General features: G+C 67.2%; 24 protein-coding genes. 9 read left to right on the forward strand and 15 right to left on the reverse strand.

All coding sequences use genetic code 11. The features are described 5' to 3' along the window. Positions 1-4: 4 nt before the first annotated feature. On the reverse strand, positions 5-1,507 hold the full coding sequence (locus tag WFK98_RS06135) for a sensor histidine kinase (protein ID WP_336799630.1): 1,503 nt from the start codon (positions 1,505-1,507) through the stop codon (positions 5-7). A 398-nt stretch (positions 1,508-1,905) separates the two neighbouring features. Here WFK98_RS06135 and WFK98_RS06140 point away from each other — a divergent pair, with 398 nt between their 5' ends. Further along, complete coding sequence (locus WFK98_RS06140) at positions 1,906-2,301, forward strand: PRC-barrel domain-containing protein (RefSeq protein WP_336799631.1); 396 nt, start codon at positions 1,906-1,908, stop codon at positions 2,299-2,301. 360 nt (positions 2,302-2,661) lie between these two features. Here the strand turns inward: WFK98_RS06140 and WFK98_RS06145 are convergent, their stop codons facing one another. Beyond that, complete coding sequence (locus tag WFK98_RS06145; protein ID WP_336799632.1) at positions 2,662-4,626, reverse strand: autotransporter outer membrane beta-barrel domain-containing protein; 1,965 nt, start codon at positions 4,624-4,626, stop codon at positions 2,662-2,664. A 220-nt stretch (positions 4,627-4,846) separates the two neighbouring features. On the opposite strand from WFK98_RS06145, the gene WFK98_RS06150 reads away from it, so the two are divergent. Together WFK98_RS06150 and WFK98_RS06155 are read left to right on the forward strand one after the other, a co-directional pair. Beyond that, the gene (locus tag WFK98_RS06150; protein WP_336799633.1) at positions 4,847-5,731 is read left to right on the forward strand and encodes a FadR/GntR family transcriptional regulator; all 885 of its coding nucleotides are present in this window, start codon (positions 4,847-4,849) and stop codon (positions 5,729-5,731) included. Positions 5,732-5,758: 27 nt separating this feature from the next. Continuing rightward, complete coding sequence (locus WFK98_RS06155; protein ID WP_336799634.1) at positions 5,759-6,580, forward strand: inositol monophosphatase family protein; 822 nt, start codon at positions 5,759-5,761, stop codon at positions 6,578-6,580. Here WFK98_RS06155 and WFK98_RS06160 read toward each other — a convergent pair. The 7 genes from WFK98_RS06160 to WFK98_RS06190 form a co-directional block, all read right to left on the reverse strand. Further along, a complete protein-coding gene (locus WFK98_RS06160; protein WP_336799635.1) occupies positions 6,577-7,542 on the reverse strand; it encodes a branched-chain amino acid ABC transporter permease in 966 nt (321 codons plus the stop codon). The two genes, WFK98_RS06155 and WFK98_RS06160, sit on opposite strands and share 4 nt — an antisense overlap. After that, positions 7,539-8,396 carry a branched-chain amino acid ABC transporter permease gene (locus WFK98_RS06165; protein ID WP_336799636.1) on the reverse strand — a complete coding sequence of 286 codons (858 nt, stop codon included), beginning with the start codon at positions 8,394-8,396 and terminating at the stop codon, positions 7,539-7,541. Before WFK98_RS06165 ends, WFK98_RS06160 begins: the two co-directional genes overlap by 4 nt. A gap of 4 nt (positions 8,397-8,400) precedes the next feature. Beyond that, entirely contained in the window at positions 8,401-9,105 is a 705-nt protein-coding gene (locus WFK98_RS06170; RefSeq protein ID WP_336799637.1) for an ABC transporter ATP-binding protein, read from the reverse strand. Next, entirely contained in the window at positions 9,098-9,850 is a 753-nt protein-coding gene (locus WFK98_RS06175) for an ABC transporter ATP-binding protein (protein WP_336799638.1), read from the reverse strand. The genes WFK98_RS06170 and WFK98_RS06175 overlap by 8 nt, the downstream gene beginning before the upstream one ends. Positions 9,851-9,861: 11 nt before the next feature. Then, entirely contained in the window at positions 9,862-11,058 is a 1,197-nt protein-coding gene (locus WFK98_RS06180) for a substrate-binding protein (protein WP_266339625.1), read from the reverse strand. A gap of 396 nt (positions 11,059-11,454) precedes the next feature. Further along, positions 11,455-12,057 (reverse strand): alpha/beta fold hydrolase, encoded by a 603-nt coding sequence (locus WFK98_RS06185; RefSeq protein ID WP_336799639.1) that lies wholly within the window; start codon positions 12,055-12,057, stop codon positions 11,455-11,457. 48 nt (positions 12,058-12,105) lie between these two features. Continuing rightward, positions 12,106-12,993, reverse strand: coding sequence for a LysR family transcriptional regulator (locus tag WFK98_RS06190; protein WP_336799640.1), 888 nt, complete (start codon positions 12,991-12,993; stop codon positions 12,106-12,108). Positions 12,994-13,160: 167 nt separating this feature from the next. Between WFK98_RS06190 and WFK98_RS06195 the strand changes: the two genes are divergently transcribed. Both WFK98_RS06195 and WFK98_RS06200 read left to right on the forward strand, forming a co-directional pair. After that, complete coding sequence (locus tag WFK98_RS06195; RefSeq protein WP_336799641.1) at positions 13,161-14,366, forward strand: MFS transporter; 1,206 nt, start codon at positions 13,161-13,163, stop codon at positions 14,364-14,366. Between the two features lie 60 nt (positions 14,367-14,426). Beyond that, the gene (locus tag WFK98_RS06200; RefSeq protein ID WP_266339629.1) at positions 14,427-14,618 is read left to right on the forward strand and encodes a CsbD family protein; all 192 of its coding nucleotides are present in this window, start codon (positions 14,427-14,429) and stop codon (positions 14,616-14,618) included. 80 nt (positions 14,619-14,698) lie between these two features. On the opposite strand, the gene amaB is transcribed toward WFK98_RS06200, so the two are convergent. Beyond that, positions 14,699-16,240: an L-piperidine-6-carboxylate dehydrogenase gene (gene amaB / locus WFK98_RS06205; RefSeq protein ID WP_336799642.1), complete on the reverse strand. Its 1,542-nt coding sequence runs from the start codon at positions 16,238-16,240 to the stop codon at positions 14,699-14,701. A 36-nt stretch (positions 16,241-16,276) separates the two neighbouring features. Then, positions 16,277-17,560, reverse strand: coding sequence for an NAD(P)/FAD-dependent oxidoreductase (locus WFK98_RS06210; RefSeq protein WP_266339631.1), 1,284 nt, complete (start codon positions 17,558-17,560; stop codon positions 16,277-16,279). 242 nt (positions 17,561-17,802) lie between these two features. Between WFK98_RS06210 and WFK98_RS06215 the strand changes: the two genes are divergently transcribed. Further along, positions 17,803-18,789 carry a CorA family divalent cation transporter gene (locus WFK98_RS06215; RefSeq protein WP_336799643.1) on the forward strand — a complete coding sequence of 329 codons (987 nt, stop codon included), beginning with the start codon at positions 17,803-17,805 and terminating at the stop codon, positions 18,787-18,789. Here WFK98_RS06215 and WFK98_RS06220 read toward each other — a convergent pair. Next, positions 18,786-19,145: a winged helix-turn-helix transcriptional regulator gene (locus tag WFK98_RS06220; protein ID WP_336799644.1), complete on the reverse strand. Its 360-nt coding sequence runs from the start codon at positions 19,143-19,145 to the stop codon at positions 18,786-18,788. The genes WFK98_RS06215 and WFK98_RS06220 overlap by 4 nt on opposite strands. A 66-nt stretch (positions 19,146-19,211) precedes the next feature. On the opposite strand from WFK98_RS06220, the gene WFK98_RS06225 reads away from it, so the two are divergent. Further along, positions 19,212-20,222 (forward strand): hypothetical protein, encoded by a 1,011-nt coding sequence (locus tag WFK98_RS06225; RefSeq protein ID WP_336799645.1) that lies wholly within the window; start codon positions 19,212-19,214, stop codon positions 20,220-20,222. Between the two features lie 110 nt (positions 20,223-20,332). Here the strand turns inward: WFK98_RS06225 and cydX are convergent, their stop codons facing one another. Genes cydX through WFK98_RS06240 form a run of 3 tightly spaced genes read right to left on the reverse strand, consistent with a single transcriptional unit; the run spans position 20,333 to position 23,224 of the window. After that, entirely contained in the window at positions 20,333-20,461 is a 129-nt protein-coding gene (gene cydX / locus WFK98_RS06230) for a cytochrome bd-I oxidase subunit CydX (RefSeq protein ID WP_266339635.1), read from the reverse strand. A 15-nt stretch (positions 20,462-20,476) separates the two neighbouring features. Further along, entirely contained in the window at positions 20,477-21,628 is a 1,152-nt protein-coding gene (cydB, locus tag WFK98_RS06235) for a cytochrome d ubiquinol oxidase subunit II (RefSeq protein WP_266339636.1), read from the reverse strand. Between the two features lie 15 nt (positions 21,629-21,643). Further along, on the reverse strand, positions 21,644-23,224 hold the full coding sequence (locus WFK98_RS06240) for a cytochrome ubiquinol oxidase subunit I (RefSeq protein WP_266339691.1): 1,581 nt from the start codon (positions 23,222-23,224) through the stop codon (positions 21,644-21,646). 207 nt (positions 23,225-23,431) lie between these two features. Between WFK98_RS06240 and cydD the strand changes: the two genes are divergently transcribed. Then, positions 23,432-25,144: a thiol reductant ABC exporter subunit CydD gene (cydD, locus tag WFK98_RS06245; RefSeq protein ID WP_336799646.1), complete on the forward strand. Its 1,713-nt coding sequence runs from the start codon at positions 23,432-23,434 to the stop codon at positions 25,142-25,144. Then, positions 25,141-26,796 (forward strand): thiol reductant ABC exporter subunit CydC, encoded by a 1,656-nt coding sequence (gene cydC, locus WFK98_RS06250; protein WP_336799647.1) that lies wholly within the window; start codon positions 25,141-25,143, stop codon positions 26,794-26,796. Before cydD ends, cydC begins: the two co-directional genes overlap by 4 nt. Positions 26,797-26,846: the final 50 nt, after the last annotated feature.

Genomic DNA, 26,846 nt, shown 5'->3' on the forward strand with positions numbered 1-26,846 from the left:
TCACTTAGGCAGCTCCGATGATTTTGCGCAGGTCGCGCGCGAATGTGAGTTCAAATGTCGACCCCGTTCCCAGTTCCGACCGGACGACGATGTCGCCACCGATATTGCGGGCCATGGATCGGACGTGCGCCAGCCCGATGCCTTCGCCGGGCTGATCCTGCGATCCCGACCGACGAAACAGCTCGAAGATGCGCTCATGGTCCTGGGCGGCAATGCCGCGGCCATTGTCGGCGACCTTGACCTGGATGGTGTTACCGGGGCCCGTTCCGGCCTGAATGTGAATTCGCAGGGGCCGGTCCGGCGCCCGATATTTGACGGCATTGTCGAGCAGATTGCCGAAGATCTGCTCCAGCGTGAGGCGGTCCGACAGCAGCGCCGGCGGCGCACCGGCGATGGTGACTTCGCCGCCCCCCTCGACGATCTGATGGCGTACGGCGTCCGCGGCGTTCTCGAGGATCGCCTGAAGCTCGATGCTCTCCGGCTTCAGGGTGCGGCGTCCTTCGCGTGACAGTTTCAGGATGGCATTGATCAGCGCATCCATCTTGCGGGTCGACGAGCGGATGAAGCCGATCGCCTCGGGCAGATCGTCGAACGCCGCCACGCGGGCTGCCGCCGCCTTCTTGTCGTCCTCGTCGCCGGTGGATGGCATTTCATCGCGGCCGACGTAGTCCTGCAGCGCGTCCAGGCTCGCTTCGAGCTCGCTCGTGAACCCCATGATGTTGACGAGCGGCGCTCGCAGATCATGCGTCACGATATAGGCGAAGCGCTGGATTTCTTCATTGGCGCGGCCAAGGTCGGCGGTACGCTCGCTGACGCGTCGCTCGAGGTCGGCGTTGAGGGTCGCGACCTCACGCTGCGCCATCACCAGCTGGCGAGTATATTGCCAGACTGTCCAGGCGGACCCGCCGACGACCACCAGGATGACCAGGGCGCCGAGGAACGTCACCCAGCGAAGCAGCTCGATTCCCCGCTGCTGGCGCGCGATGCTGTCGAGCACGGCCTGATCAGCGCGGGCGATGGAACGTTCGAAGAATTGACGGGCATCGTCCATGAGCTCGCGGCCGCTGTCGGCATTGACGATCGCGATGGCCGCGTCGTGCTGGCCGCCTTTTGCAAGGTCGATCGTCCGCTTCAGTTCGTCGAACTTCGCCGTCAGCGTCTGCCGCAGGCGAGCCATCAGGGCCGCCTGCTCCTTATCTCCCTCGAAGGCCGCCTGGACACGATCCATCTGGGCTGGGAACTTCGCGACTGCGTCCTCATAGGGCGCCAGATACAGCGGGTTTCCTGTCAAGAGGTAGCCGCGTTGACCGGTCTCGGCGTCCTGGCCCAGGCTTCGCAGGGTGATCAGCAAGGAGCGCTCGGTACGCGCCTGCATCAGATCCTTCGAGCTGTCGGCCGTTTCGCTGACGAGCCAGAACATGGCTCCGACGATGGCCAGCAGGGCCGCAAGGCCGAGCAGGATGAAGAGGACCGTCGAGCGGACGAGGGCGCTTTTCGAGATCGGCATGGGACCACATTTCAGGCCCAGTCGACTGCTGGACGCCCTTGTCAGTACGCCAATGGTAGGGAGGAGGGAAGGGGCATCATCAGGGTCTTTCTGCCCCCTTTCGCGGCTCAGGCGTGCCATTCTCAACGTCGCCACGGCAATCTGCAGCCGGGCACAATCTTGGGCTGCGGCGATGACGGCTGGAAGAAGCGGGACCGAGGCCCGCGACATCGGGAAGATGCTGCAGCATTCAAGGCGGACAGCACCGCAGTTCCGCATCTATCTCGGAGACTGCCTTCGCAAGGCCGCGGACGCCCCAGGCTAATTTCCTGTCCCGGCCATTAACTGCGGCAAGGAACGATTCCGCTATGCGCGGGTTGATGATCACGCAACAACCCGGAGACACTCGGATGACGAAGATGTTCGCGAAACTGGCCGTTCTGGCGGTCTTGGCCTCTCCCATCGCCGTTCCGGCCCACGCGGAGGATTCCAAGCCCGCGCCGAAGGAGACGGTCGGCGAGGTCAAGCTCGACCCCGCCACGATCGCCACCGGTTGGCGGGCGTCGAAGATTATCGGCTCGACCGTCGAGAACGAGAATGGCGACAAGATCGGCTCGGTCGACGACCTCATCCTCACCGCCGACCAACAGGTACCCTACGCCATCGTATCGGTGGGCGGTTTCCTGGGCCTGGGCTCGAAGCTCGTCGCCGTCCCATATCGGGAACTGGATACCACCCAGAAGGGCAAAACGATCCTCCATGCCGCGACCAAGGAGAGCCTGACGACGGCGCCGGAATTCAAGTACGCCGAGTAAAGGTTGCCCGCGACGGCGCGGCCATCGTCGCGGCTGGCGACCGGAGACGCGGAACAGGCAGAGATTGCGCCGACTGCCTCATAGTCCTGATGCCGAAAGCGTCGGACAGCTTTTGGTGCGCTAGGCTGGGCGTGGACAGATCCTCTGGTATCCAAGACACTAGATTGGCAGCACCTTCGTGAACCGCAGAAAGCCGCCCAATTCGCTATCTGTTCTTGGTGTCAAGCTAAGTTGGTTGCGTGTCCCCGCAACCAGCAAAGAAAGAGCCCCGGATCGCAAGATCCGGGGCTTTTTCTTTATGGGGCTGTCCTCCGGACCCCGCCAGCGCTCGGCGCCGGCGGGGAGGGAGAGGGCGGGCGGCTAGAGCTTCACGTCGAAGTTGATCTTGAAGGCGTGCGCCTGGACGTCGTTGGCGATCTGGCCGGAATAGGAAGCGCCGAGCGTGGCGCTGTCGGTCAGGGAGACATCGAAGCCGGCTTCGAGCGCCAGCGCGTCCTTGGCGATCGGAACGCCCGCGATGTCGAACGAGGCTCCGGTGCCGAAGGCGAAACTGGAGACCGGCGTGACGTCCTGATAGGCGTGCTGCCAGCCGAGCATGCCGTGCAGGGCGGTCTTGGTCTTGCCGAGGTCGAACTTCGTCGAGGCGCGGGCGCCGAAGGTCGAAAAGGTGTTTTCCGTCGTCGAGTCGTCGGTCGAAAGCGCCGCAATGGTGCCGCCGTTCTCGGAGAACCCGTCCGTGTCGAGGTGGACATAGGCGAGGTTGACGAAGGGCTCGACCGCGCTCTTGCCCATGTCGAGGCGATAGGCCAGTTCGCCGAAGACCTGCGCCGTCGCGGCGTTGTAGTCGGCGGCGAGCGACTCGCTGAACGCCGGGAAGACGACGTTGCGGCGGGTGTCGATCTCGTGCCAGCCATACATCGCGCCGGAGCGGAAGCCGAGCGCGCCCCACTGGGTGCCGGCATAGACGCCGATGTCGTAGTTGTCGCTCGAGCCGGTCGAGTTGCGATCGTCGACATTGTAGCTCGAATGGCTGTAGCCGCCGAGCAGGCCGACGCGCCAGCCGCCGACCGGGGCGTCGACACCGGCGACGAAGCCGGCCGCCGTGCGGTCGAAATCGGCGGCATAGCCCGAGCCCTTGGCATCGGCCGTAAGCGCCAGCGCCTCGCCCCAGAGCACGATGCCGTCCGTGTTGGCGGGCGCGGCATGCAGACCGTTGGCGTCGATGGTGGCGGTCACCGACGGCGGCGTGGCGATCGCGTCGAAGGCCGAGCGGAGGCGACGGTTGGCCGCGTCGCGGACATAGCGGCTGTCCTCGACCAGGCCGCCCTTGATGTCGGCATGGATCTCGCCGGAGAGGGCGTTGCCGTAGGGGCGCAGGTACTTGTAGAAGGCGACGCCTTCCTCGCCATTGCCGGGCGAGCTCTCCTCGCGGTCGAGGACGTTGAGCGACCAGCCGTCCTTGGTCCACTTGAACGAAAGGCCTTCGACCTCCTGCTCGGCGTCGAGCTTCAGGTAGCCGAGAACCTCGACTTCGCCGGTCTTGAGATTGGCGCGGCTCAGCGTCTTCTCGGCGTCGTCGCTGGAGAAATACATCCAGCCGTCGAGGATCTTGCCGCCCTGCGCCTGGTCGACGACCTGCGACAGCGGGATGTATTCCTTGAAGCTGAAGTCGGACAGGTTGTAGACGGCGATCTGCGTGGCGTTGTCATAGGCCATGCCATAGGCGAGGCCGGCCTTGGCGTCGACGGCCACCCAGCTGGCGATGTCGACGGTGCCGCCCGGCGGATTGAGCACATAGGCCTGGCCGGTATATTCCAGCGTCGTCGCGTCATAGATCGCGAAAACAGGGTTGTTGTACTTGAGGTTGGTAACCGGGTCGCGGTTGCTCGAATCGAGCGAGATGTAGAGCAGCCCGTTGGCGTAATCGATGTCGCCGATGTGGTTGAGGCCCGCATCCGAGAACTCGGACGGGATCTTCAGCGAGGCGGCGATCGCGTCGGAATTGATCGAGACGGTGTTGAAGTTGCTGTCGGCGATCTCGAGCGAATGCGTGCCCGAGAAGTACCAGTAGGTGCCGTCCGAGGTGACGCCCTGGCCGCGGGCCGGGTCGGCATCGAGGAAGAAGTTGCGCTCGACCATGATCCACGGTTCGACGGCGAGCGCCGGCAGCGACGTCGCGACGAGCGCGGTCGACCAGAGCAGGCTGGACATCAGGGTCTTCGGAAGGCGGCCGGCGGCCGCGTTCTTCATGGCGGCAAGGCGGCGCTGATGCGGAGCCGGGCGGCGGGCGGTTTCGCCGGCAGTATCGATCATCGTGGATGGCATGCTGTCGAATTCCTGTTGGTGCATTGCGTCGATTTCTCAGCCCGCGCGACATCGTTCCCCGACGGCGGCAGCCCTCGACGGTGGCAAGATTCAAAATCGATTTGTGGTGATCTCGCTGAATTAATAGAAGTCAGCAAAATCAATGCGCGGGATACATCGCTATGAATAGATGTATCGGGCCGGAATATGGATCCAGCCAGATCGATAAGATCTTTAGATATTGAATTATATCGAGAAATATTTATGCGTCTTTGTATCGAATACTCTGGATGCGTGGCCGATGGTGTGCTTAGTAGGGCTGGGGCATGACATCTGTGTGAATGGTGTGAATGATATGAAGAATGCCGACGCCCTCGCGAGGGCATCCCGCACGAGACCGCGGATCGAGGGCTCTTCCCGGTCCGGCCTGCATGCTCGGCTGTTGAACGACATCGGCCTCAGCATCGTGCGCGGCGAGCTCGTTCCGGGCGACCAGTTGCCGAACGGCGACGACTGGAGCGCCGCCTTCGGCGCCAGCCGTACGGGCCTGCGCGAGGTGGTGAAGGTCCTGGCCGGCAAGGGCATGGTGGAAATGCGCCCGCGCACGGGAACGCGCGTCCGCCCGCGCAAGGACTGGAACTTTCTCGATCCCGACGTCCTGCTCTGGCGCTTCAGCACGCGCACCACGGCCGAGGAAGCGCGCTCCCTGTTCGAGCTGCGCCGGGCGATCGAGCCGATGGCAGGCGCATTGGCGGCCGAGCGCGCGACGCCGGAACAGATCGCCGAGCTGCGCGCGCTGCTCGACGAGATGGAACAGGCCGGCAGCGACGGCGAGCGGTTCGCCGTTCCGGATCTCGCCTTCCATCAGGCGATCCTCCACATGTCCGGCAATGAGCTGATCGGCTCGCTCTCCGCCCTGATCGAGACGGCTCTGGTGATCAGTTTCCGCCTGACGGACGACAACCCTGCCGGACAGATGCATTCGCTCGGCCTGCATCGCGAGATCGTCGAAACCATCGAGCGGCGCGATCCGGACGCCGCCTCGCGCGCGCTGATTGCCCTGCTGGAGGGCGCGGAGGCGGATGTCAGCGCTTCGCTGGATGCCCGTCTCGGCCGCCTGAAATAACCCTCATATCGATAGTCGAAGACCACCATGCATAGCAGCGAGATTGCTCGCCGACACACCTTTGCCCAGGAAATCGCCCGCGAGGCCGGTGCGATCGCGCGGCGCTACTTCGAGGCGGGCGATAGCATCCGCGCCACGGAGAAGGGCGCGCATGATCTCGTCACGGAGGCGGATCTGGAGATCGACCGCTTCCTGATCGGAAGGCTCGGTCAGGCCTTTCCGGGGGACGGCATCCTGACCGAGGAATCGGGGGGCGGGGAGGCCGCGAATCTCTGGGTGATCGACCCGATCGACGGCACGACGAATTTCTCGCGCCGGATCCCGCATTTCGCCATGTCGATCGCCTTCCATGCGGAGGGCCGCACCGAGAGCGGCGTTGTCTATAACCCGATCCTCGACGAGATGTTCGTCGCCCGGCGCGGTTTTGGCGCGACCTGCAACGGGCGGTCGATCCGGGTACGCGAAACCCGCGGCCCGACCGACGCCCTGATCGATGCCGGCTATTCATCGAAGCGTCCGCTTGTCGACTACGTCGCGCTGGTGGGCCGGCTGTTGGAAAACGACTTCGCCTTCGTCCAGAACGGCTCTGCCGCGATCGGGCTTGCCCAGGTCGCCTGCGGTCGAATCGACGGCTATTGCGAATTGTTCCTGCACAGCTGGGACGTGCTCGCCGGGCTGCTGCTGGTCGAGGAGGCGGGCGGCTGGGCGAGCGACTTCACCGCCGATGGCGGCCTGCTCCGCGGCAATGCCGTCCTCGCCGGCACGCCGGCCCTTCGTGAGCCGCTCGGGCGCATCCTGCCGCTTGGATCCGCCCTCCAGGCGCGGCAGGGCCTGCGGCTCGGGGGCTAGTCGCGGCGCAGGCGCGCCGGCGGCGGCAGCTTGAACACCCGCCCCAGCAGGCCCTCCGGGAACAGCACGACGACGGCGATGAAGGCGATGCCGGTGACGAGCAGCCAGTAGTTTCCGATCGTCTCCGACAGGTAGCCTTCCATGTACTTGACGAAGATGGCGCCGATGAAGGCCGCCATCAGCACGGCCTTGCCGCCGACCGCCGCCCAGATCAGGATTTCGGTCGAGAGCGCGAGGCCGATGACGGCGGGCGAGACGAAGGCGAACTGGGCCGCGAACAGGCCGCCGGCGAGGCCGGCCACGCCGCCTGAAAGCGCGAGCGCCATCACCTTCCAGAGCGGTACGAAATAGCCGAGGCTCATGATGCGCCGCTCGTCGCAGCGAATGCCGCGCAGCACCGTGCCGAAGGGCGAGCGCTCGACGGCGAGCAGGAAGAGGAAGGCGAGGAGCGCGAAGCCGAGCACCAGCAGGTAGCCGGCAAGCGGATCGGCACTGTCGAGCCCGCCGGGGAGCGGCAAGGGCGGCACGTCGAGCAGGCCGTTGAAGCCGCCGATATAGCGCCAGTTGGTGGTCACGCGTTCGGCGATGACGGCGGCGGCGATGGTAATGATGCCGAAATAGGCCGTGCGCAGCCCCTTGCCGAAGAAGAGCGCGACGCCGGTCAGCGCGCCGAACACGGCGCCGGCGACGATGGCGAAGAACAGGCCGAGCCAGGGGGATTCGGGAATGCCGGGCAGCATGCCCTTGGCCGTCAGCGACATCGCATAGGCGCCGGCGCCGAAGAACAGCGCCTGGCCGAAGCTGACCAGCCCGCCCTGGCCCCAGATGAAGGCGAGGCTGATCGCGGCGATGCCATAGATCAGCAACTGGCCGAACATGGCCAGTTCCCACAGGCCGAGCACCGTCGGCAGCGCCGCGAGCACCACCCAGACCGCCAGGGTCGGAATTAGACGAAGGGTCATTTTCTGCGCAGTCCCGACAGGCCGGTGGGAAGGAAGCGGATCGCGACGATGGCGAGCAGGAACACCACGATCTGCGCGATCACCGGCGTCCACCAGGCGGACACCAGCGTCGTCGAGCTGCCGATGACGATCGAGCCCCAGATCGCGCCGGCCGGGCTGCCGACGCCGCCGACCAGGATCGACAGGAAGGCGGGCAGCACGAAGCCCATGCCCATCTGCGGATCGACGCTCATCAGCGGCGCCATCACCGCGCCGGCGAGGCCGGCGAGACCGGCGCCGACGCTGAAGGTGGCGCGGTCGAGCCGGCGCATGTTGATGCCGAGGCACTGCGCCATCTGCCGGTTGGCCATTGCGGCGCGCGCGGCGAGGCCGACGGACGTGCGGTAGAGCACGAGGAACACGGCCAGCGCCACCAGCATGGCGATCAGGATGACCACCAGGCGGTAGGAGGAATAGGCGACGCCGAAGAGCTGGACCGGTTCCGTCAGCGGTGCAGCGACCTGCTGCGACTGCGGGCCGAAGACGATGACGATCGCCTGCCGGATCGCGAGCGACAGGCCCCAGGTGGCGAGGATGGTGTCGACCGGCCTGTCGTAGATGAAACGCAATATGGCCGCGTCGCAGAGGAGCCCGACCAGCCCGACCGCGACGAAGGCGAGCGGCACGGCGAGCCAGAACGGGACGCCGAACCCCTGCGCCACCAGAACCGTATAGGCGCCGAGCAGGAAGAACTCGCCATGGGCGAGATTGATGACCTGCATCAGGCCGAAGATGACGACCAGCCCGACGCACACCAGCAGCAGCACCGATACGTAGTTCAGAGCATCCAGCGCCAGTCCGAACAAGGACACCATGGCTTCAAAGTCCCATGTTCTGCGTGATGAGCTCAGGGTCGGCGATCAGCCGCGCCGTCGGGCTCTCGCCGGTGATCAGGCCGTTCTCGAGGAAGGCCACGCGCTCGGCGAGGATCTCGACCATCTCGAAATTCTGCTCGATGACGACGACGGTCAGCCCCTCGGTGGCGCTGATCGCGGCGAGCTTCTCGGCGATCTCGTGCACGATGTTGGGCTGGATGCCCTCGGACGGCTCGTCGAGCAGCAGCAGCTTCGGCCGTCCGATGAGCGCGCGCGCGATGGCGAGCTGCTGCATCTGGCCGCCCGAGAGCGTGCCGGCGCGCTGGGCGTGGCGCTCGCGCAGGATCGGGAACCAGTCATAGATCTGGTCGAGATGCTCCAGCCCGAGGCCGGGCTTGCCGATCACGCCCATGCGCAGGTTCTCGAGGATCGAGAAATCGTCGAAGATCTCGCGCCCCTGCGGCACATAGGCGACGCCCATGTTGCTGATCCGGTGGGCGGGCAGGCCGCCGATCGGCTTGCCTTCGAGCGTGATCGCGCCGGCGGAGGGCTTGATCAGCCCGATGATGGTCTTCGCCAGCAGGGTCTTGCCCATGCCGTTGCGCCCCATGATCGCGAGGCGCTCGCCGGGCGCGACCGTGAGGTCGATGCCCTTCAGCACGTCGGCGCCGCGGGCATAGCCGGAGCGGACCGCGTTGATCTCAAGCATGGCGGTCTCCGAGATAGGCGGCGCGCACATGCGGGTCGGCGCGGACCTCGTCATAGCTGCCCTCGCGCAGCACCTCGCCGCGCATCATGACGATCAGCGGGCAGGCGAGGCTGCGCACGAAGGTCATGTCGTGCTCGATGACGAGGATCGCCGCGCCGGTCGTCTGGTTGATCCGGCGGATCAGGTCGATCGTCGCCTGCGTCTCGGTGGCGGTCATGCCGGCGGTCGGCTCGTCGAGCAGCAGCAGCTTCATGCCGCGCGCGACCAGCATCAGGATCTCCAGGCGCTGCTTGATGCCGTGCGGCAGCTGCGAGGCGACCTTGTCGCCATAGTCGGCGAGACCGGCCTCGTCGAGCATGGCGATCGCCTCGGCCCGGTTGCCGCGCCAGCGTAGCGTCCGCCACACCTTGCCGCCCGTGGCGCGGGCGGCAAGCGCGATCTCCATGTGCTCCATGACGGAGAGGTCGGCGAGGACGCCGGGCACCTGGAACTTGCGCCCGACGCCCATGCGGCTGACCTTGTGGGCGGCGAGCCCGGAGATGCGGCGTCCGGCCAGCGTCGCCGTGCCGGCGCTCGGGGTCAGGACGCCCGTGAGCACGTTGAACAGGGTGCTCTTTCCGCAACCGTTCGGTCCGACGATGCACTTGATCCCGGCGGCCCCGAGCGTGAAGCTCACCCCTTGCAGGGCATGGATGCCGCCGAAGCTCTTGCGCAATCCGTCAATTTTCAGGAAGTCGACGGTCACGGAAGACCTCGTCAAAGGCTGCACTGGTCGGGTGCGATCACCTTGCCGATATATTCCTCCATGCCGAGCTTTCCGCCCTTCACCGAGGCGATCAGGATGTTCAGGTCGACATGCCGGTCGGACGGCCGCAGCGTCACCTCGCCATTGCCGGACATCATCGACTGGTTGGGCAGCGCGGCCATGATGGCGGCCTTGTCGTCCGTGTCGGCCTTGCGGACCGCGTCGAGGTAGAACTTCGTCAGTCCGTAGTGGGAGTCGGCATAGTAGGTGACGACGACGTCGTCGCCGAACATCTTCTGCTGCTTGGCGACGAACTCCTTGGTTTCTGGCCGGTCGAGCGACTGCATGAACGGCAGCGGGGCGATGATGCCCTCGGCTTCCTCGCCGCTGAAGCCCGGCAGGTAGTTCTCGTTGAAGCCGAGGAAGGAGACGCCGACCTTGCCCTTGAGGCCGGAGGCGGCGAACTGCTTGACGAAGGTGACGCCGTCGGCGCCCGGCAGCGTCAGGATGACGAAATCAGCGCCGGATTCCTCGATCTTGCGCAAGGTCGGGGCGAAATCCTTCATGCCGAAGGGCGTGTATTCCTCGCCCGCGACCTTGCCGCCGCTGGCCTCGATCTTGGTGCGGATCGCGGTATTCATCTTCTGCGGCCAGGTGTAGTCGGCGCCGAACAGGTAGAAGCTCTTGGCGCCGCGGCCGGCGAGGAACGGGATCAGCGGCTCGACGAAGTGCGCCGGCACGGCGCTGTAGCAGGCCATCCACGGACTGCAGACGCCGCCCTCATAGTCGGTGGCGTAGAGCAGCGGGGTCTTGCCGCGCTCGATCGTCGACTTGATCGCGTCGCGGTTGGCGCTGGTGACGGGCCCGACGATCGCGTTGACCGCATCGCGGCGGATCAGCTGCGTGGCGCGCTCGACGGCCGTGCGCGGATCGGTCTTGTCGTCGGCCTGGACGATCTCGATCTGGCGGCCGAGCACGCCGCCGGCGGCGTTCGCCTCGTCCACGGCCATCTTCACGCCCTGGATGCCCTGCTGGGCGAAGAGTTCGAGACCGCCCGAGAACGGCAGCAGCACGCCGAGCTTGAAGGGCGCCGCCTGGGCGCGCGCCAGGCTCGGCATCGCCAGCGGCAGGGTCAGTGCGGCAGCGCCGCCCATGAAGGAACGGCGGCTCAGGCGGCCACCCAGAATGAGGTTCTTGTCTCGCGTCATGATCGTTCCCCTTTGCTCTGCGCTTGTCTTCGCAAGTCGATAGCAGAGAAGAAATCATTTCATTTGTACTCTAACAGTCAAGAGGTCTTGATCGTGCGCCCGCAATTTGCACAAATGCTCAGAATTGAGCCGGTCACTTCCAGGACCCGCAGCGTTCTCGGCCAGATCCCTTCCGGCTGGGCGAACGAATATCGTTGCTCATCAAACAAAATAAGCGATCGTGAAAGCGCAGTCCGCGCCCAAGCCGCTCCGTCGTCGCGCGTCGGCGAGAATTGCTCGCAATCCCTCGGGAGAGTTGAGCCGGCTTGCTCGTCCCCGGGCTCCGGTCGGTGGTCGCCGACGCGTCATGCGCGGATGTCGCCCTCGGGAAGCCGCATCGGAACGGATGGATTGGCGCTATGCGAGATGCGCGCGGATCAGGGCCGCGACCTCGGCGGCGTGGGTGATGGCGAGGTCGTGGTCGGCGCCGGCCAGGACGTGCAGGCGCGCATCCGGCAGCAGGCCGAGCAGGCTCTTGCCCACGGCGACCGGGCTGATCGGGTCCGAATCGCCCCAGAGCAGCAGGCAGGGCGACGTTACCTCCGGCAGCTTCGTCGACAGGTCCTCCGTCGGATCGCCGATCCATGGCGCCGCATGCGGGAAGCCTGAGCGATAGCTTTCGCGCCAGTTGCTGGCGCCGAGTTCATCCATCGGCACGCCCGCCGAGGTGACGGCGAGGACGAGACTGCGGACTCGCCCGGGCGCCGCGAGGGCCGCCTGCATCGCCACATAGCCGCCCATGGATTGCGCGACGAGCACGGAAGGGCCGGAGGCCTCTTCGAGCGCGTCGACCACGCGCCCGACGAGATCGCCGATGCCGTTCACATCCGGCTCGGCCGGCTCGTTGCCGAGGCCCGGCCAGGCGAAGAAATGCCTGTCTTCGTCGCGGTCCAGCCGATCCGACACCGGGCGCCAGAACGAGGCGCTGCCGCCGGCGCCGGGGAGGAAGAAGATCGTCATGGGGCGTGCCTCTGGATCGATGGCGGAAATGGGCGGGCGCGGCGTCGCTCAGGCTTCTAGCAGGCACTCCGCCGCGAAATCCACGAACACGCGCAGCTTGGGCGACAGCTGGCGGCTGGAGGGCCAGAGCACGCTCAGCCCGGTCGTCACCGGCATGCAGTCGTCGAGCACGGTCACGAGCGTGCCGGCCTGCAGCTGGCGGTGGATCGCGAGGTCGGGGATGCAGGCGATGCCGAGGCCGTGCTCAGCAAGGCAGATCTGCGGTTCCAGCGTGTTCATCACCACCGTGGTCGGCAGGTCGATCGCGAGCAGCTCGCCATCGCGGTGCAGCGGCCAGCGGTCGAGCTTGCCGGTCGTCGCATAGCGGAAGATCAGGCAGGCGTGATCGACGAGATCCTCCGGCCGGCTCGGTCGGCCATGCTGCTCCAGATAGGCCGGCGAGGCGACCAGAACCCGGCGGAAGCTGCCGAATTTCCGCACCATCAGGCGCGAATCCGCCGGATCGCCCGTCCGAATCACGGCGTCGAAACCTTCGTCGATCACGTCGACGAGCCGGTCGCTGAAATCGAGTTCGACCTCGATCAGCGGATAGCGGCGCTTGAAATCCGCGAACTTCGGCATGAACAGGATGCCCATCGAGGGCAGGCTGACGCGTAGCCTGCCTTGCGGCTCGGCCTGCGTCTGCGTCAGTTCGGCCTCGGCCGCCTCGACCTCGCAGAGGATGCGTCGGCAGCGCTCGAGGAAGCGTGAGCCCTCGGCGGTCAGCGCGATCGTCCGCGTCGAGCGATGGAAGAGGCGGACGCCGAGGCGCTCCTCCAGCCGTCCGACGGCCTTGCTGACGGCGGACGGCGATACGCCGAGCCTGCGCCCGGCCTCCGTGAAGCCGTTGGAATCGGCGGCCTGAACGAAGGCGCCGAGCGCTCCGAGACTGTCCATTCGCTCCTCGATGCGAGACGTTATTGTCGGAAGTGTTGTGAACTATAGCCTGTTTGTCGGGCAGGGGCGAGCCTCTAGCTTCCGTCCGAACCCCGGAGTTCGAGACTGCGCCGTTACCTGGCGTCGCCGTCTCCGCTTCGGTCCCAACTCTGGCAGAGGCCTTGTTCATGACATCCATCACGCCAACCGACTTGCCGCCGGACGGCCATGTCGCCAGCCGTTCCGATCCGCTCCCGCTCGCCGGCCTGCTGGCGCTCGCCATGGCCGGTTTCATCACCATGCTGACGGAGGTGATGCCGGCCGGGCTGCTGCCGCGGATCAGCGCCAGCCTCGCCGTTTCCGAGAGCATGGCCGGGCAGTTGATCACGGTCTATGCGCTCGGCTCGTTGCTGACGGCGATCCCGCTGATCACGGCGACGCAGGGCCTGCGCCGTCGCCGCCTGCTGCTTCTCGCGATCGGCGGCTTCGCCGTGACCAATACGGTGACGGCCATGTCCGGCTATTTCTGGCTGACGCTGGCGGCGCGCTTTTTCGCCGGCGTCTCCGCAGGTCTGGTCTGGGCGCTGCTCGCAAGCTATGCCGCGCGGATGGTGCCATCGCATCTGGCGGGGCGGGCGATCGCGATCAGCGGCATCGGCGCGCCGCTCGCCTTCTCGGTCGGCGTTCCGGCCGGCACCTTTCTCGGCGGCCTGGTCGGCTGGCGGTTCGCCTTCGGCATCATGAGCGGATTGACGGTGGTGCTGATCGGCCTGGTCCTCGCCAAGGTGCCGGATTTCCCGGGGCAGCCGGAAGGCAAGCGTCTGTCGCTCAGCGCCGTGGCGCGGATTCCGGGCATCCGCTCCATCCTGTTCGTCATCTTCGCCTTCGTGCTCGCCCACAACATCCTCTACACCTACATCGCGCCCTACCTCGCGCCGCTCGGCCTGCTCGATCGCGTCGACGGCATCCTGCTGGTTTTCGGCATTGGCGGTGTCGGCGGCCTCTGGATCGCTGGCGTGCTGATCGATCGCTGGCTGCGCGAGGTGGTGCTGACGAGCATCGTCGCCTTCATCGCCTCGATGCTGGCGCTGGCGTTCTGGAGCCATTCGACCGCGGTGGTCTATGGCGCGGTCGCGGTCTGGGGGATCGTCTTCGGCGGTGCGCCGGTGCTGTTCCAGACCGCCTCGGCCAAGACCGCCAGGGAGGCGGCAGATGTCGCGCAGGCGATGGTCGTCACGGTCTGGAACCTCGCCATCGCATGCGGCGGCATCGCGGGTGGCGTGCTGCTCGACAGCCTCGGCGTGGTCTCGTTTCCGTGGGCCATGATCCTCGCCTTGCTGCCGACGCTGGTCGTGGCGTGGGCGGCGCGCCGTCACGGCTTCCCGGTTTCATAGCGGAACCATCCGCCAGTTCGGCGGTTGTCCTCCCGCAATGACAATCATGAGGATGATTTGATGAGCAGCACCAGCGACAAGATCAAGGGCCTTGCCAACGAAGCCGTCGGTAACGTCAAGCAGGGCATTGGCAAGGCGACCGACAATGATCGCCTGCGCGCCGAGGGCAAGGCTCAGGAATTGAAGGGCGAGGCCCAGCAGGCGGTCGGCAAGGCCAAGGATGCCGTGAAGAGCGCCATCGACAAGGCCTGACGCCTTTCTTCCATCGTTGACGAAACGACGAGACCCTGGCCGGTTCGCACCGGCCGGGGTCTTGCTTTTGCAGCGATGTCCTAGGCGACGTCGAACTTGACGCCCTGCGCCAGCGGCAGCGTCTTGCCGTAATTGATGGTGTTGGTGGCGCGGCGCATATAGGCCTTCCAGGCGTCGGAGCCGGATTCGCGGCCGCCGCCGGTTTCCTTCTCGCCGCCGAACGCGCCGCCGATCTCGGCGCCCGACGGGCCGATGTTGACGTTGGCGATGCCGCAATCCGAACCGCGCACCGACAGGAAGGTCTCGGCCTCGCGCAGATCGTTGGTGAAGATCGACGAGGAGAGGCCCTGCGGCACGGCATTGTGCAGTTCCAGCACGTCCTCGAAGGCCGAATAGCGCATGACGTAGAGGATCGGCGCAAAGGTCTCGTGCGCGACCGGGCCGCTCTGCTCCGGCATTTCGACGATGGCGGGACGGACGTAATAGGCGTTCGCCGCCCTGTCGGCGTCGACGCGGGCCCCGCCGGTGATGCTGCCGCCCGCCGCCTTCGCCGCATCCAGCGCCGTCTGCATGCCCTCGTAGGCGGCGGCGTCGATCAGCGGGCCGACCAGCGTGCCGGTCTCCAGCGGATTGCCGATCGTCACCGAGCTATAGGCCTGCTTCAGGCGCGGCACGAAGCTGTCATAGATGCTGTCATGCACGAACAGGCGTCGCAGCGAGGTGCAGCGCTGTCCGGCCGTGCCCATGGCGGCGAAGGCGACGCCGCGCAGCGTCAGGTCGAGATCGGCGGACGGGCAGACGATGGCGGCGTTGTTGCCGCCGAGCTCGAGGATGCCGCGGGCGAAGCGGCCGGCGAGGCGAGGGCCGACGATGCGGCCCATGGCGGTCGAGCCGGTGGCCGAGACGAGCGGCACGCGCGGGTGATCGACCAGCACTTCGCCGATCTCGCGTCCGCCGATCAGAAGCGCGGCGAGGCCCTCCGGCGCCGCGCCGCCTTCGGCGACGAAGCGCTTCAGAGCGCGCTCGAACAGGGCCGAGGTCGCGAGTGCTGTCAGCGGCGTCTTCTCGGAGGGCTTCCAGACGACACTGTTGCCGCAGACGAGCGCCAGCGCCGCGTTCCACGACCAGACCGCGACGGGGAAGTTGAAGGCCGAGATCACGCCGGTGACACCGAGCGGGTGCCAGCTTTCCATCATCCGGTGGTCGCCGCGTTCGGTGGCGATGGTGAGGCCGTAGAGCTGGCGCGACAGGCCGACGGCGAAATCGCAGATATCGATCATCTCCTGCACTTCGCCGAGGCCTTCGGAGACGATCTTGCCGGCTTCGATCGAGACGAGGCGGCCGAGCGCGGCCTTGTGGGCGCGCAGTTCCTCGCCGAGCAGGCGCACCAACTCGCCTCGCTTCGGCGCCGGCACGCTGCGCCAGGCCAGGAAGGCGGCGTGCGCGGCTTCGATCGCTGCATTCGCGCCGGCGGCGTCGGTCTCGACGAGGCGGGCCAGTTCCTCGCCGGTGATGGGCGAATGGACGGCGAGCGTGCCGCCGGTGCGCGCCGCGGTGACGCCCAGGCCGGAGAGCAGGGCGTCGACCTCGGCCGCGAGGGTGTTCTTGATGGCGATCGTCATGGTGTTTCCTCGAATTCCGTGGTGTCCGCGCGGCGGTCAGAGCCGGGCATCGGCGAGATGGGCGATCTGCGCGCCCAATTCGTAATAGGCTTCCTTGAGCCGGCGCAAGCGCGCCTCGACCGGAGGCGTGACCGGCAGCGGCAGGTCGGCTTCGGCGATCCTGCCGGCGATGTGCTCCGCCAGCACGCGGCCGAACACCGTTCCCGGCGCGATGCCACGACCATTATAGCCCGAGAAGGCGATGACGTTCTCCGCCAGCTTGTGGAAGCGCGGCAGGCTGTTGTCGGTCATGCCGATCTGGCCATACCACTCGGCCTCGAAGGCGACGTCGCCGATCTGCGGATAGATCCTTGTGAGCGCCCGCTTGGCCCAGGCGCGGTGGACGGAGGCGCCCGTGCCGCGCAGCGCTCCGACGCTGCCGAACACCAGCCGTCCGGCGCGGTCGAAGCGGAATGAACTCAGCACCTCCTTGGTGTCCCACGCGCCCTGCCGCTCGGGCAGGATCGAGCGGCGGAGTTCCGCGCGGAGCGGCGCGGTGGCGAAATTGAAATAGGGCAGGTGAACCTGTTCGCTGCGGATCTCGGGCCAAGGCATGTTGGTATAGGCGTCGGTCGCGACGACGATCCACGGCGCGGTGACGCTGCCTTGATCGGTCTTCACCCGCCAGCCGGAAGCGACCCTTTCCGCCTGCCGGACGGGGCTTCGCGTGTGCAGCCGCGCGCCGGCGCCGATCGCGGCATGGGCGAGGCCGCGTGCATAGGCGAGCGGCTGCACCGTCCCGGCCCGAAGGTCGAGCAGCGAGCCGGCATAGGCGCGGCTGCCGAGCTTCGCCGCTGTCTCGTCGGCATCGAGCAGGCGCACGGCCGCGCCGCGCGCGCTCCATTGCGCCGCGCGCTGCCGGATTTCGGCGAGGCCCTTGTCGCCGACGGCGCAATGCAGCGTTCCGGCCGTTTCCAGCTCGCAGGCGATGTCGTAGCTGCGGATGATCTCGAAGACGAGCTTCGGCGCGTTGCCGAGCAGGTCGAGCAGGCGGTCGCCGTGATCGCGGCCGAGCGTGGCCGGCAGATCGTCCGGCATCACCCACATGCCGGCATTGACGAGGCCGACATTGCGGCCCGAGCCGCCGAAGCCGAACTCCACCCCTTCGAGCAGCGCGACGTCGAGCCCGTCGCGCGCCGCGTGCAATGCCGTCGAGAGGCCGGTATAGCCGCCGCCGACGATCACCACGTCGGCCTTGATATCGCGATGAAGCGGCGAGGTGGCCGGAGCGGCGGGCGCCGTGCGTTCCCAGAGGCCGTGCGATCGCGGGTCGTTCTGCATGTGCGGTTCCGCCAGGTTCCAGTCGGTCAGGTGCCGGAGGGGCAGGGGCGATCATGGCTGGCTGGCGGTCTGTCGACAATGAAAATCCGGTTGCTTCCCGCCGCTGCGTCATGACGCCCCGCAGGACTGTCATCGTTCTGTCATGACTGTCGTCGCAGTGATGCGGCAGGCACCGCGCCTGAACGATTTCGAGTTGCCCACGATCGATGAGCCACGCAGAAAATCCATTGCCGGCTGAGCGGATGGCGCGACCCGCCTCCGGCGTGATCTGGGCCTATCGGTTCGATGGCGAGGGGCGCGCGCGCCCGGTTCCGCTCGACGATACGATCGTGCCGACGGCGCCGGGCGAAGGGTTCCTCTGGGTCCATCTCGACTTCGTCAACAGGCTTGCGCGCGACTGGGTCAACTGCGTCGGCTGGCTCGGGCAGGATGCGCGCCGCCTGTTGCTCAGCGCCGACGATTACCCGGCGCTCGAATACGACACCCAGTCGGTCTGGGGCCGCTTCTCCGACACGCTGCAGGATCCCGACGAAGACAGCGACCGCACGGTGCCGATGCGCTTTGCTTTCGGCCCCGGCTATCTCGTTTCCGGCCGCCGCCATCCTGTGCGCGCCGCCGCCCTGACCCGCAAGAAGGTCGATGGCGGGCAGGTCGTCGGCGGGCCCGTCGCCCTGTTCGAGATGATGATCGACCAGGTGCTTCGCGCCGTCGCCGAGACGTTGCGGGCGTCGCGCGCCGAGGCGGATTCGATCGAGGATCGGGTGCTCGACGAAAGCCTGCACGACGAGTCGCGCCGGCTCGGGCCCCTGCGCCGCACAGCCGTGAAACTGCACCGCCAGCTTTCCGGCCTGCGCAGCATCCTGCGCGAATTCGCCGAGGACGAGCATGCCGACGACAGCCATGTCGCTTCGCGCGCGGCGGCGGAAAGGTTGCTGCGTCGGATCGAAACGCTCGATCAGGAGGTGCAGGAGGTGCAGGACCGGGCGCGCTTCCTGCAGGACGAGATCGCCGCGAAGCTCGCCACGATCAGCAACCGCCACCTCTATTTCCTGTCGATCATGACGGCGCTGCTGATGCCGCCGACGCTCGTCACCGGCTTCTTCGGCATGAATACCGGCGGCTTGCCCTTTCTCGAGGGCGCGCATGGCTGGATCAGCGCCACGCTGATCGGCGGCCTCGCCTCCGTCTGCACGCTGCTCCTGCTGAAGCGCCTCGGCTTTTTCGACTAGCGGGCGGCGGCGTCCGCTTCGGCCCAGTCGTAGAGATCGAGCAGGATCCGGCCGAGCGCGCGTCCGCGCGGACTGAGGCTGTAGCTCACCTCGCGCGGGTAATGGTTGCTCTCCGACCGGAGCACGAGCCCGCGCGCCACAAGTCCGGCCACCCGCTCGGTCAGGACCTTGGGCGTGATGCCGGGCAGCGCGGCCTGCAGCTCCGTGAAGCGCAGAGGCCGCGCCGTCAGCTGCCAGAGCGCCAGCGCGTTCCATCGATGCCCGAGAAAGCTCAGCCAGTCCTCGGCCAGACAGTCGGCGGGGCGACAGGCCTTTGGCGCATCGTCGCTCGGCGGGCTTTCCGTTTGGATAGTCACGATTCGGTATGGTCCTTGCGGCGTCATCGGGCGTGATATCGGCCCGGAGGCAGCAGGGAACAAGCGATGGCGGGATATTTGATCGTCGGCGGCTATGGCCATGTCGGGCAGAGGATCGCCGCGCGGCTGGTCCGGGCGGGCGCCGCGGGCGTGCGGATCGCCGGCCGGGACGGCGCACGGGCGCGATCGACTGCAGCCGCACTCGGCTGCGAAGGAGCCGTCATCGACATGGCCGATCCGGCCGGCTGGGACGCGGCGCTCGACGGGATCGGCACGGTCGTCGTCTGCATCGACCTCGCGACCGCCGATTTTCCCGCTACGGTGCTGGGGCGTGGGCTCGCCTATATCGACATCTCCGCGACCGACGCCGTGCTGGCGCGTGTCGAGGCGCTGGACGGGCTGGCGCGCCGGAGCGGCGGCAGCGCCGTGCTCTCCGTCGGCCTCGCGCCGGGTCTGACCAACCTGATGGCGCGCGAGGTTGTTGCGGATCTGGATCGGCCCGTGGGCGTCACGATCGGCGTGCTGCTCGGTCTCGGCGACGCGCACGGCGCCGCCGCCGTGGACTGGACGCTGGACAATCTGCAGCCGCTCGGGCCGGGAGAGATCGTGCCGCTCGATTTCGGCGTCCCCGGCCGGGCCGTTCCCACCATCCCCTTCGCCTTCGCCGATCAGCATGTCCTGATGCGCCGGCATGGGTGGCCGAGCGTGACCACACGGCTAGGCTTTGCCTCGCCGCTGATCGGCGCGAGCTCGCTGCGCCTCTTGTCGGGGCTGGCGCGGCGCGACTGGTTCCGCCGGCTCCTGCGCTGGAGCATGGCCCGCTTCCGGCTCGGCTCCGATCGCACGGCGCTGGCGGTCGAGGCCGTGGGAAAGGGCGGGCGGCGGCGCCGGCTGGCTCTGGAGGGCCGGGCCGAGGCCGAAATCACCGCGCTGATCGCCGCCAGGGTCGCGCTTCTCCTGCGGGAGGCTCCCCGCGCGGGCGTCCATCACATTGAGGAACTCTGGGCCCTCGGCGATTTCGCTCGGGAACTCGCCGCCGAGGGCATCGCGGTCCATGCGGAGGGACGCGGCGGCTGACGCGCTGGACGGAGGCACCCTGCAAAACGAAACGACCGCCCGGACGGTTCCGTCGGGCGGTCGTTCTGCATTCATGTGCCGGCGCGCGACGGGCGCGCCGGTTCCGCCGCCTAGTCTTCCGGCGGCGTGATCGCCACGCGTCCCTTCAGCCGATCGTCACGCAGCTCGTACCACATGGCGTTCAGGATGCCGAAGGCGCAGGCCAGGCTGAGGCCGAGGATCCAGGAGAAGTACCACATTGCTCGTTTCTCCGATCAGTAGGCGTTGGGGTTCTTGGCCATGCTGTCGCCCGTGACCTTGCCGCGCATCACCCGGTACACCCAGGCCGTATAGGCGAGGATGATCGGCATGAAGAAGCAGGTCACCAGCAGCATGATCCAGAGCGTCAGCTTCGAGGAAGACGCATCCCAGATCGTCAGGCCGGCATTCGGGCTGATCGAGGACGGCAGCAGGAACGGGAACAGCGAGACGCCGGCCGTTGCGATGATGCCGAGGATGCCGATGGCCGAGGTGATGAAGGTGATGGCCGGCTTGCGGGCGGTGAAGCCGACCCAGGCGAGCGCCGTGCCGACGAAACCGAGGATCGGCGCCAGGATCATCCACGAATAGGTCGTGTAGTTGGCGAGCCAGCCGCCGGTGACGACGGACGCCGTCTTGCCGAGCGGGTTGGACGGACCGTTGGGGTCGACGACGCTGGTCAGGACATGCCCGCCAATGCCGTAGGTGACCCAGACGCCGGCCAGCGCGAACAGCACGATGGCGGCCAGCGCGGCGAAGCGGCCGAAGGTGCGGGCCCGGTCGGCGATCGGGCCGGACGTCTTCCAGGTCAGCAGCGCCGCGCCATGCATGACCAGCATGGAGAGGCTGACGAGACCGGCGAGGAGGGCGAATGGCGTCAGCAGCTGGAAGAAGTTGCCGCGATAGAACACCCGCATCGTGTCGTCGAACTCGAAGGGCAGGCCGAGCAGGACGTTGCCGACGGCGACGCCCAGGATCAGGGCGGGAACGATGCCGGCGAAGCACAGCACCATGTCCCACTTCGAGCGCCAGCCCGGATCGCCGATCTTGCTGCGGTACTTGAAGCCGACCGGCCGCAGGATGAGGGCGATCAGGATCACCATCATCGCGAGGTATAGCCCGGAGAAGGAGACGGCATAGAGGAGCGGGAAGGCGGCGAACACGGCGCCGCCGCCCAGGATGAGCCAGACCTGGTTACCTTCCCAGACCGGGCCGACGACGTTGATCACGATGCGCCGTTCCTCGTCCGTCTTGGCGACGAAGGGGAGCAGGGCGCCGACCCCGAGATCGAAGCCGTCCATCACCGCGAAGCCGATCAGCAGCACGCCGAGCAGCAGCCACCAGATCAGGCGAAGGTATTCATAGTCGATTGGTACGATGTCGTGCATGGCGAACCTCGCGGATCAAAGCTTGGGGGCGGCGGTTGCCGCCGTCGGCAACGCTTCGGCGCCGGCGGACTGGAAGGGGTTGTATTCCAGCGGACCCTTCTTGATCGTCTTGACCATCAGGATGACCTCGATCACGGCGAGGATGCTGTAGAGGATCAGGAAGATCGCGAGGCTGAGGGCGAGATCCCAAAGGGTCAGGCCGGAAGCCGCGTAGAAGGTCGGCAGCACGCCTTCAATCGCCCAGGGCTGGCGGCCATACTCGGCCAGCAACCAGCCGCACTCGATCGCGAGCCAGGGCAGCGGCAGGCTGAAGAGGGCCAGCCACAGCGTCCAGCGCTGCTCGCCGAGCTTGTGCCGCGAGGCGACCCAGAAGGCGGCTGCGAAGAAGGCGATGAAGTAGAAGCCGAGGCCGACCATCACGCGGAAGCTCCAGAACAGCACCGGCACGTTCGGGATGGTCGAATTGGCGGCCTTGGTGATGTCTTCTTCCGTGGCGTTCTCGACGTCGGGACGGAACTGCTTCACCAGCAGGCCATAGCCGAGGTTCTGCCACTTGCCGTCGAACTCGGCCCGGGCGGCGGTGTCGTTCGGATTGGCGCGGATCTTCTGCAGCGCCTTGTAGGCCTCGATGCCGTCGCGGATCTTGTCATGCGCGGTATCGACGAGGTTGACGATGCCGGGCAGCTCCGTGGTCAGCGAGCGCGTGCCGATCAGGCCGAGCACGTAGGGAATGCTGATCGCGAAGGTGTTTTCCTGCTTCTCCATATTGGGGAAGGCGATGACGTTGATCGCGGCCGGGGCCGGCTCGGTGTGCCACATGGATTCCATGCCGGCGATCTTCATCTTCTGGTTTTCCGTCGCGACGTAGCCGCTCTCGTCACCGAGGACGACGACGGAAAGGGCCGCGGCGAGGCCGAAGCTGGCGGCGACCGCCATCGAACGCTTGGCGAATTCCTGGTGACGGCCGCGCAGCAGGTACCAGGAGCTGACCGCCATCACGAACATCGCGCCGGTGACGTAGCCCGCGCTGACGGTGTGGACGAACTTGGCCTGGGCGACCGGGTTGAACACAACCGCCATGAAGTCGGTGACTTCCATGCGCATCGTGTCAGGGTTGAAGACCGAACCGACCGGATGCTGCATCCAGCCATTGGCGATCAGGATCCACAGCGCCGAGAAATTGGCGCCGAAGGCGACCAGCCAGGTGACGATGAGGTGCCCCACCTTCGACAGGCGGTCCCAGCCAAAGAAGAACAGGCCGATGAAAGTCGCTTCCAGGAAGAAGGCCATCAGACCTTCGATGGCGAGCGGGGCGCCGAAGATGTCGCCGACGTAGTGGCTGTAATAGGACCAGTTCATGCCGAACTGGAACTCCATGACGACACCGGTAGCGACGCCCATGGCGAAATTGATACCGAAGCAGGTGCCCCAGAAAAGCGTCATGCGGCGCCAGATCTCGCGCCCGGTCATAACATAGACGCTCTCCATGATCGCCATCAGGAAGGAGAGCCCGAGCGTCAGGGGCACGAAGAGGAAATGATACATCGCGGTGGCAGCGAACTGCAGCCGCGACAGAGTAACAATATCGATATCAATCATGGCCTATACCTTTTGAGTCGCCAGGATTTCACAGCTACCGGCTCATAAGGCACGCAACATTGAGCGAAATCAATGCAGCGAGCTGCCGCGTGCGGTGGATTGGCACAGGCAGCGCCCGGATGATCCTGAACACTGTAAGCTTGGTGCATGAACACCTCCGAATCCGCAGCAGGCGCGAAGTCTGTCCGTTCTGATCCGACCGTGATGAAGTGGCTGAAAGCGCGCGGCCGGGTCGGTCGTCGCGCCATGGGGCTGGCGATCCTGGTGCCGCTCGTCAGCGCCTGCCTCACCGTCGCGCAGGCCTATCTTCTCGCCACCATCCTGCATCGGGCCATCGTCGACCATGTTGCGAGTGCGGCGCAGGCAACGGCGATGCTGGGCCTGCTCGGTCTGGTTGCACTGCGGGCGGTGCTGGGCTGGGCCGGCGAAGCGGCTGGCATACGCGCCGCCGAGGACATCAAGCAGGCGATTCGGAAGGACCTGTTCGCGGCGCTGATGCGGCGCGGGCCGGACTGGATGCGCCAGCGCGCCTCCGGCGAACTGGCGAGCCAGATCCTCGACCAGGTCGAGGCGCTTGATGGCTATTTCTCCCGCTTCGTGCCGGCGATGGTCGCCGCCGCCGTGGTGCCGGTCGCCTTTGCCGTCGGGCTGATGCCGGTCGATCTCGCGGTTGGCCTGCTTCTCTTCGTCACGGCGCCGCTCATCCCGCTGTTCATGGCGCTTGCCGGATGGGGCGCGGAGGCGGCGAGCCGCCAGCATCTGACGGCTTTGTCGCGGCTTTCCGGCATGTTCGCCGACCGGCTGCGCGGCCTACTGGTGCTGAAGCTGTTCGGTCGGGCCGAGGACGAGATCGTCCGCGTCCGCAGCGCCAGCGATGAATTCGCGACGCGCACTCTCGCCGTGCTCAGGATCGCCTTCCTTTCCTCGGCCGTGCTCGAGTTCTTTGCCGCGCTGGGTGTCGCCGGCGTCGCGCTCTATGTCGGGCTCACCTATATCGGCCTGCTCGATCTGCGCGGCGCGGAGCTCGGCCTGCAGGCCGGCCTGTTCTGCCTGCTGATGGCGCCCGAAGTGTACATGCCGCTGCGCACGCTCGCGGCCCATTATCACGATCGCGCCTCGGCCAAGGCGGCGGTGACGAACCTCTCGGCGGTGTTCGAGACATTGCCGGCCGTCGATGAGGCCGCGGCAATTCCGGGCGTTGACTGGAGCCCGCGCGGCGCCGTCGGCGTGACGGTGCGCCACCTGACCGTCGCGGCGGCGGATCGCGGCGCGATCCTCGCCGACGCGTCGCTCGATATCGCGCCGGGCGAGACGGTCGCGCTGCTCGGCCCGAGCGGCATCGGCAAATCGACGCTGATCGAGGTGCTGGCCCGTCTGCGCGCCCATCAGGGCCGCGTCGAGCTCGGCGGCGTGTCGCTTGCCGACATCGACGAGGCGGCGCTTCGCCGCCATGTCGCGGTGCTCGGCCAGCGCTCGCGCCTGTTCCATGGCACCATTGCGAGCAATATCCGGCTCGGCCGCGCCGACGCCAGCGACGCCGAGGTCCGCGCGGCGGCCGAGCGCGCCTGCGTGCTCGATTTCGCCGACAGGCTGCCGGAAGGGCTAGATACCCCGGTCGGCGAACGGGGCAGGGGCCTGTCGGGCGGCGAGGCGCAGCGCGTAGCGCTCGCCCGCATCTTCCTGCGCGATCCGGCGCTGGTGCTGCTCGACGAGCCGACCGCCCATCTCGATCGCGAGACCGAGGCCCGCGTCATGCGCGCGGTGCTCGATTTCGCCGCCGGCCGCACCCTGCTGATCGCCACCCATTCGACCGCCGTCGCGGCGTTGATGGACCGGATCTGCGAGATCGACGACCGCAGGCGGATCGTCAGCCGCGCCGGGGCGCCCGCCTCGGCGTCCATGCTGGGAGTGGCATGATGCGGCTTCTGTTCAGCCTCTACGCCAAGCGGTCCGGCGGGCTTCTGCTGGCGCTTCTGCTTGCCTGCCTGACGCTCGCCGCCGGCGTCACCCTGTTCGGCGTCTCCGGCTGGTTCCTGACCGGGGCTGCGCTCGCCACCTCGGCGCTGACCTTCAACCTCTTCGGCCCCTCGGCCATGGTGCGCGGCTTCTCGTTCCTGCGCATCGTCTCGCGCTATGGCGAGCGGCTCGCCGGCCATGCCACCACCTTCAAGATCCTGTCCGATATTCGTGTCCGGATCTTTTCGCGGCTGATCCCTCTGGTGCCGCTGCGGGCAGCGGCGCACCGGACCGGGGATTTCGTCGCCCGGCTGACGGCGGATGTCGAGACCCTCGACATGATGTTCCTGCAGGTCGTGGCCCCGGTCGCGACCGCGATTTTCGGCGCCCTCGGGCTCGGCCTGTTCCTGTGGATCGTGCTGCCGGACAGCCTGCCGGTAGCGCTCATCGGCTTCGGCCTGACGACGCTGCTTCTGCCCGGGCTGATCGTGCTCGCCGGCCGCCGCAGCGGCGCCGCCACGGTACGCACCGCGGCCGACCTGCGCAGTGCCGTGCTTGACGGCATCGACGGCCACGCGGATCTGGTCGCGCTCGGCGCCGTCGACGGCGCCCGCCGCTCGGTCGACGAGGCGGCTGCGGCCGTGCGGACGGCGCGGCTGCGCCAGGGCCGGCGCATCGCCTTCGGGCCTGCCTTCGTCGTGCTCGGCACGGGCGCCACCGCGGTCGCCACGCTCTATGTCGGCCTTTCCGTGCTGGAAGCGGGCCGCGTTTCGGGGCCTGTCCTCGTTGGCGCGCTGCTTGCCGTCATGGCGATTTTCGAGGTTTCGGGGCCGATCCTGCGCGGTGCCGGCCGGCTTGGCGCGGCCAGCGCGGCGGCGAAGCGCGTCCAGTCGCTGGTCGACATGCGTCCGTCTGTCATCGATCCTCCCCGACCGGTCGCGCTGCCCGAGACGGGCGATATCGTCTTCTCCAAGGTCGGCTTCACCTATGGCCGCGACCAGCAGGTCCTTTCCGGCCTCGACCTGACCCTGCATCCGGGCGAGCGCGTCGCCATCGTCGGCGAGAGCGGCTCGGGCAAGTCGACGCTGCTCGGTCTGCTGCTCCGCCTCGTCGACGTCGATGCCGGCGAGATCCGCATCGGCGGTGTCGGTATCCGCGAAGTCCGGCAGGCGGATCTCCATGCCCATGTCGCGCTGCTTTCGCAGGATGCGCCCGTGTTCATCGGTACGATCCGCGACAATCTGAGGATCGCCGACCCGGCGGCCGACGATGCGGCGCTTCTCGCCGTGCTGGAAAAGGCCCGGCTCGACGGCTTCGTGCGCGGCCTGCCGCAGGGGCTCGACACCTGGCTCGGCGAATCCGGCGAGACGCTTTCGGCCGGACAGGCGCGGAGGCTCTGCCTGGCGCGCACGCTGCTGTCGCCGGCGAGGGTGCTGCTGCTCGACGAGCCGACGGCAGGACTCGACCGGCCGACCGAGGCGGCGTTCCTGGCCAACCTGCTCGCCGTCACCACGGGTCGCACGCTGGTGCTCGCCACGCACGCCGCCCTGCCGCAGGGTGCGGTCGATCGGGTCTATCGGTTGGAGGATGGAGCGTTGGCGCTGGAGGGATGAGGCTTACCCTTCACCTCTCCCATCGGGAGAGGTCGGAGCGAAGCTCCGGG

Origin of the sequence: Kaistia sp. MMO-174, from assembly GCF_037147815.1 — a bacterium.
GTDB classification, from domain to species: domain Bacteria; phylum Pseudomonadota; class Alphaproteobacteria; order Rhizobiales; family Kaistiaceae; genus Kaistia; species Kaistia nematophila.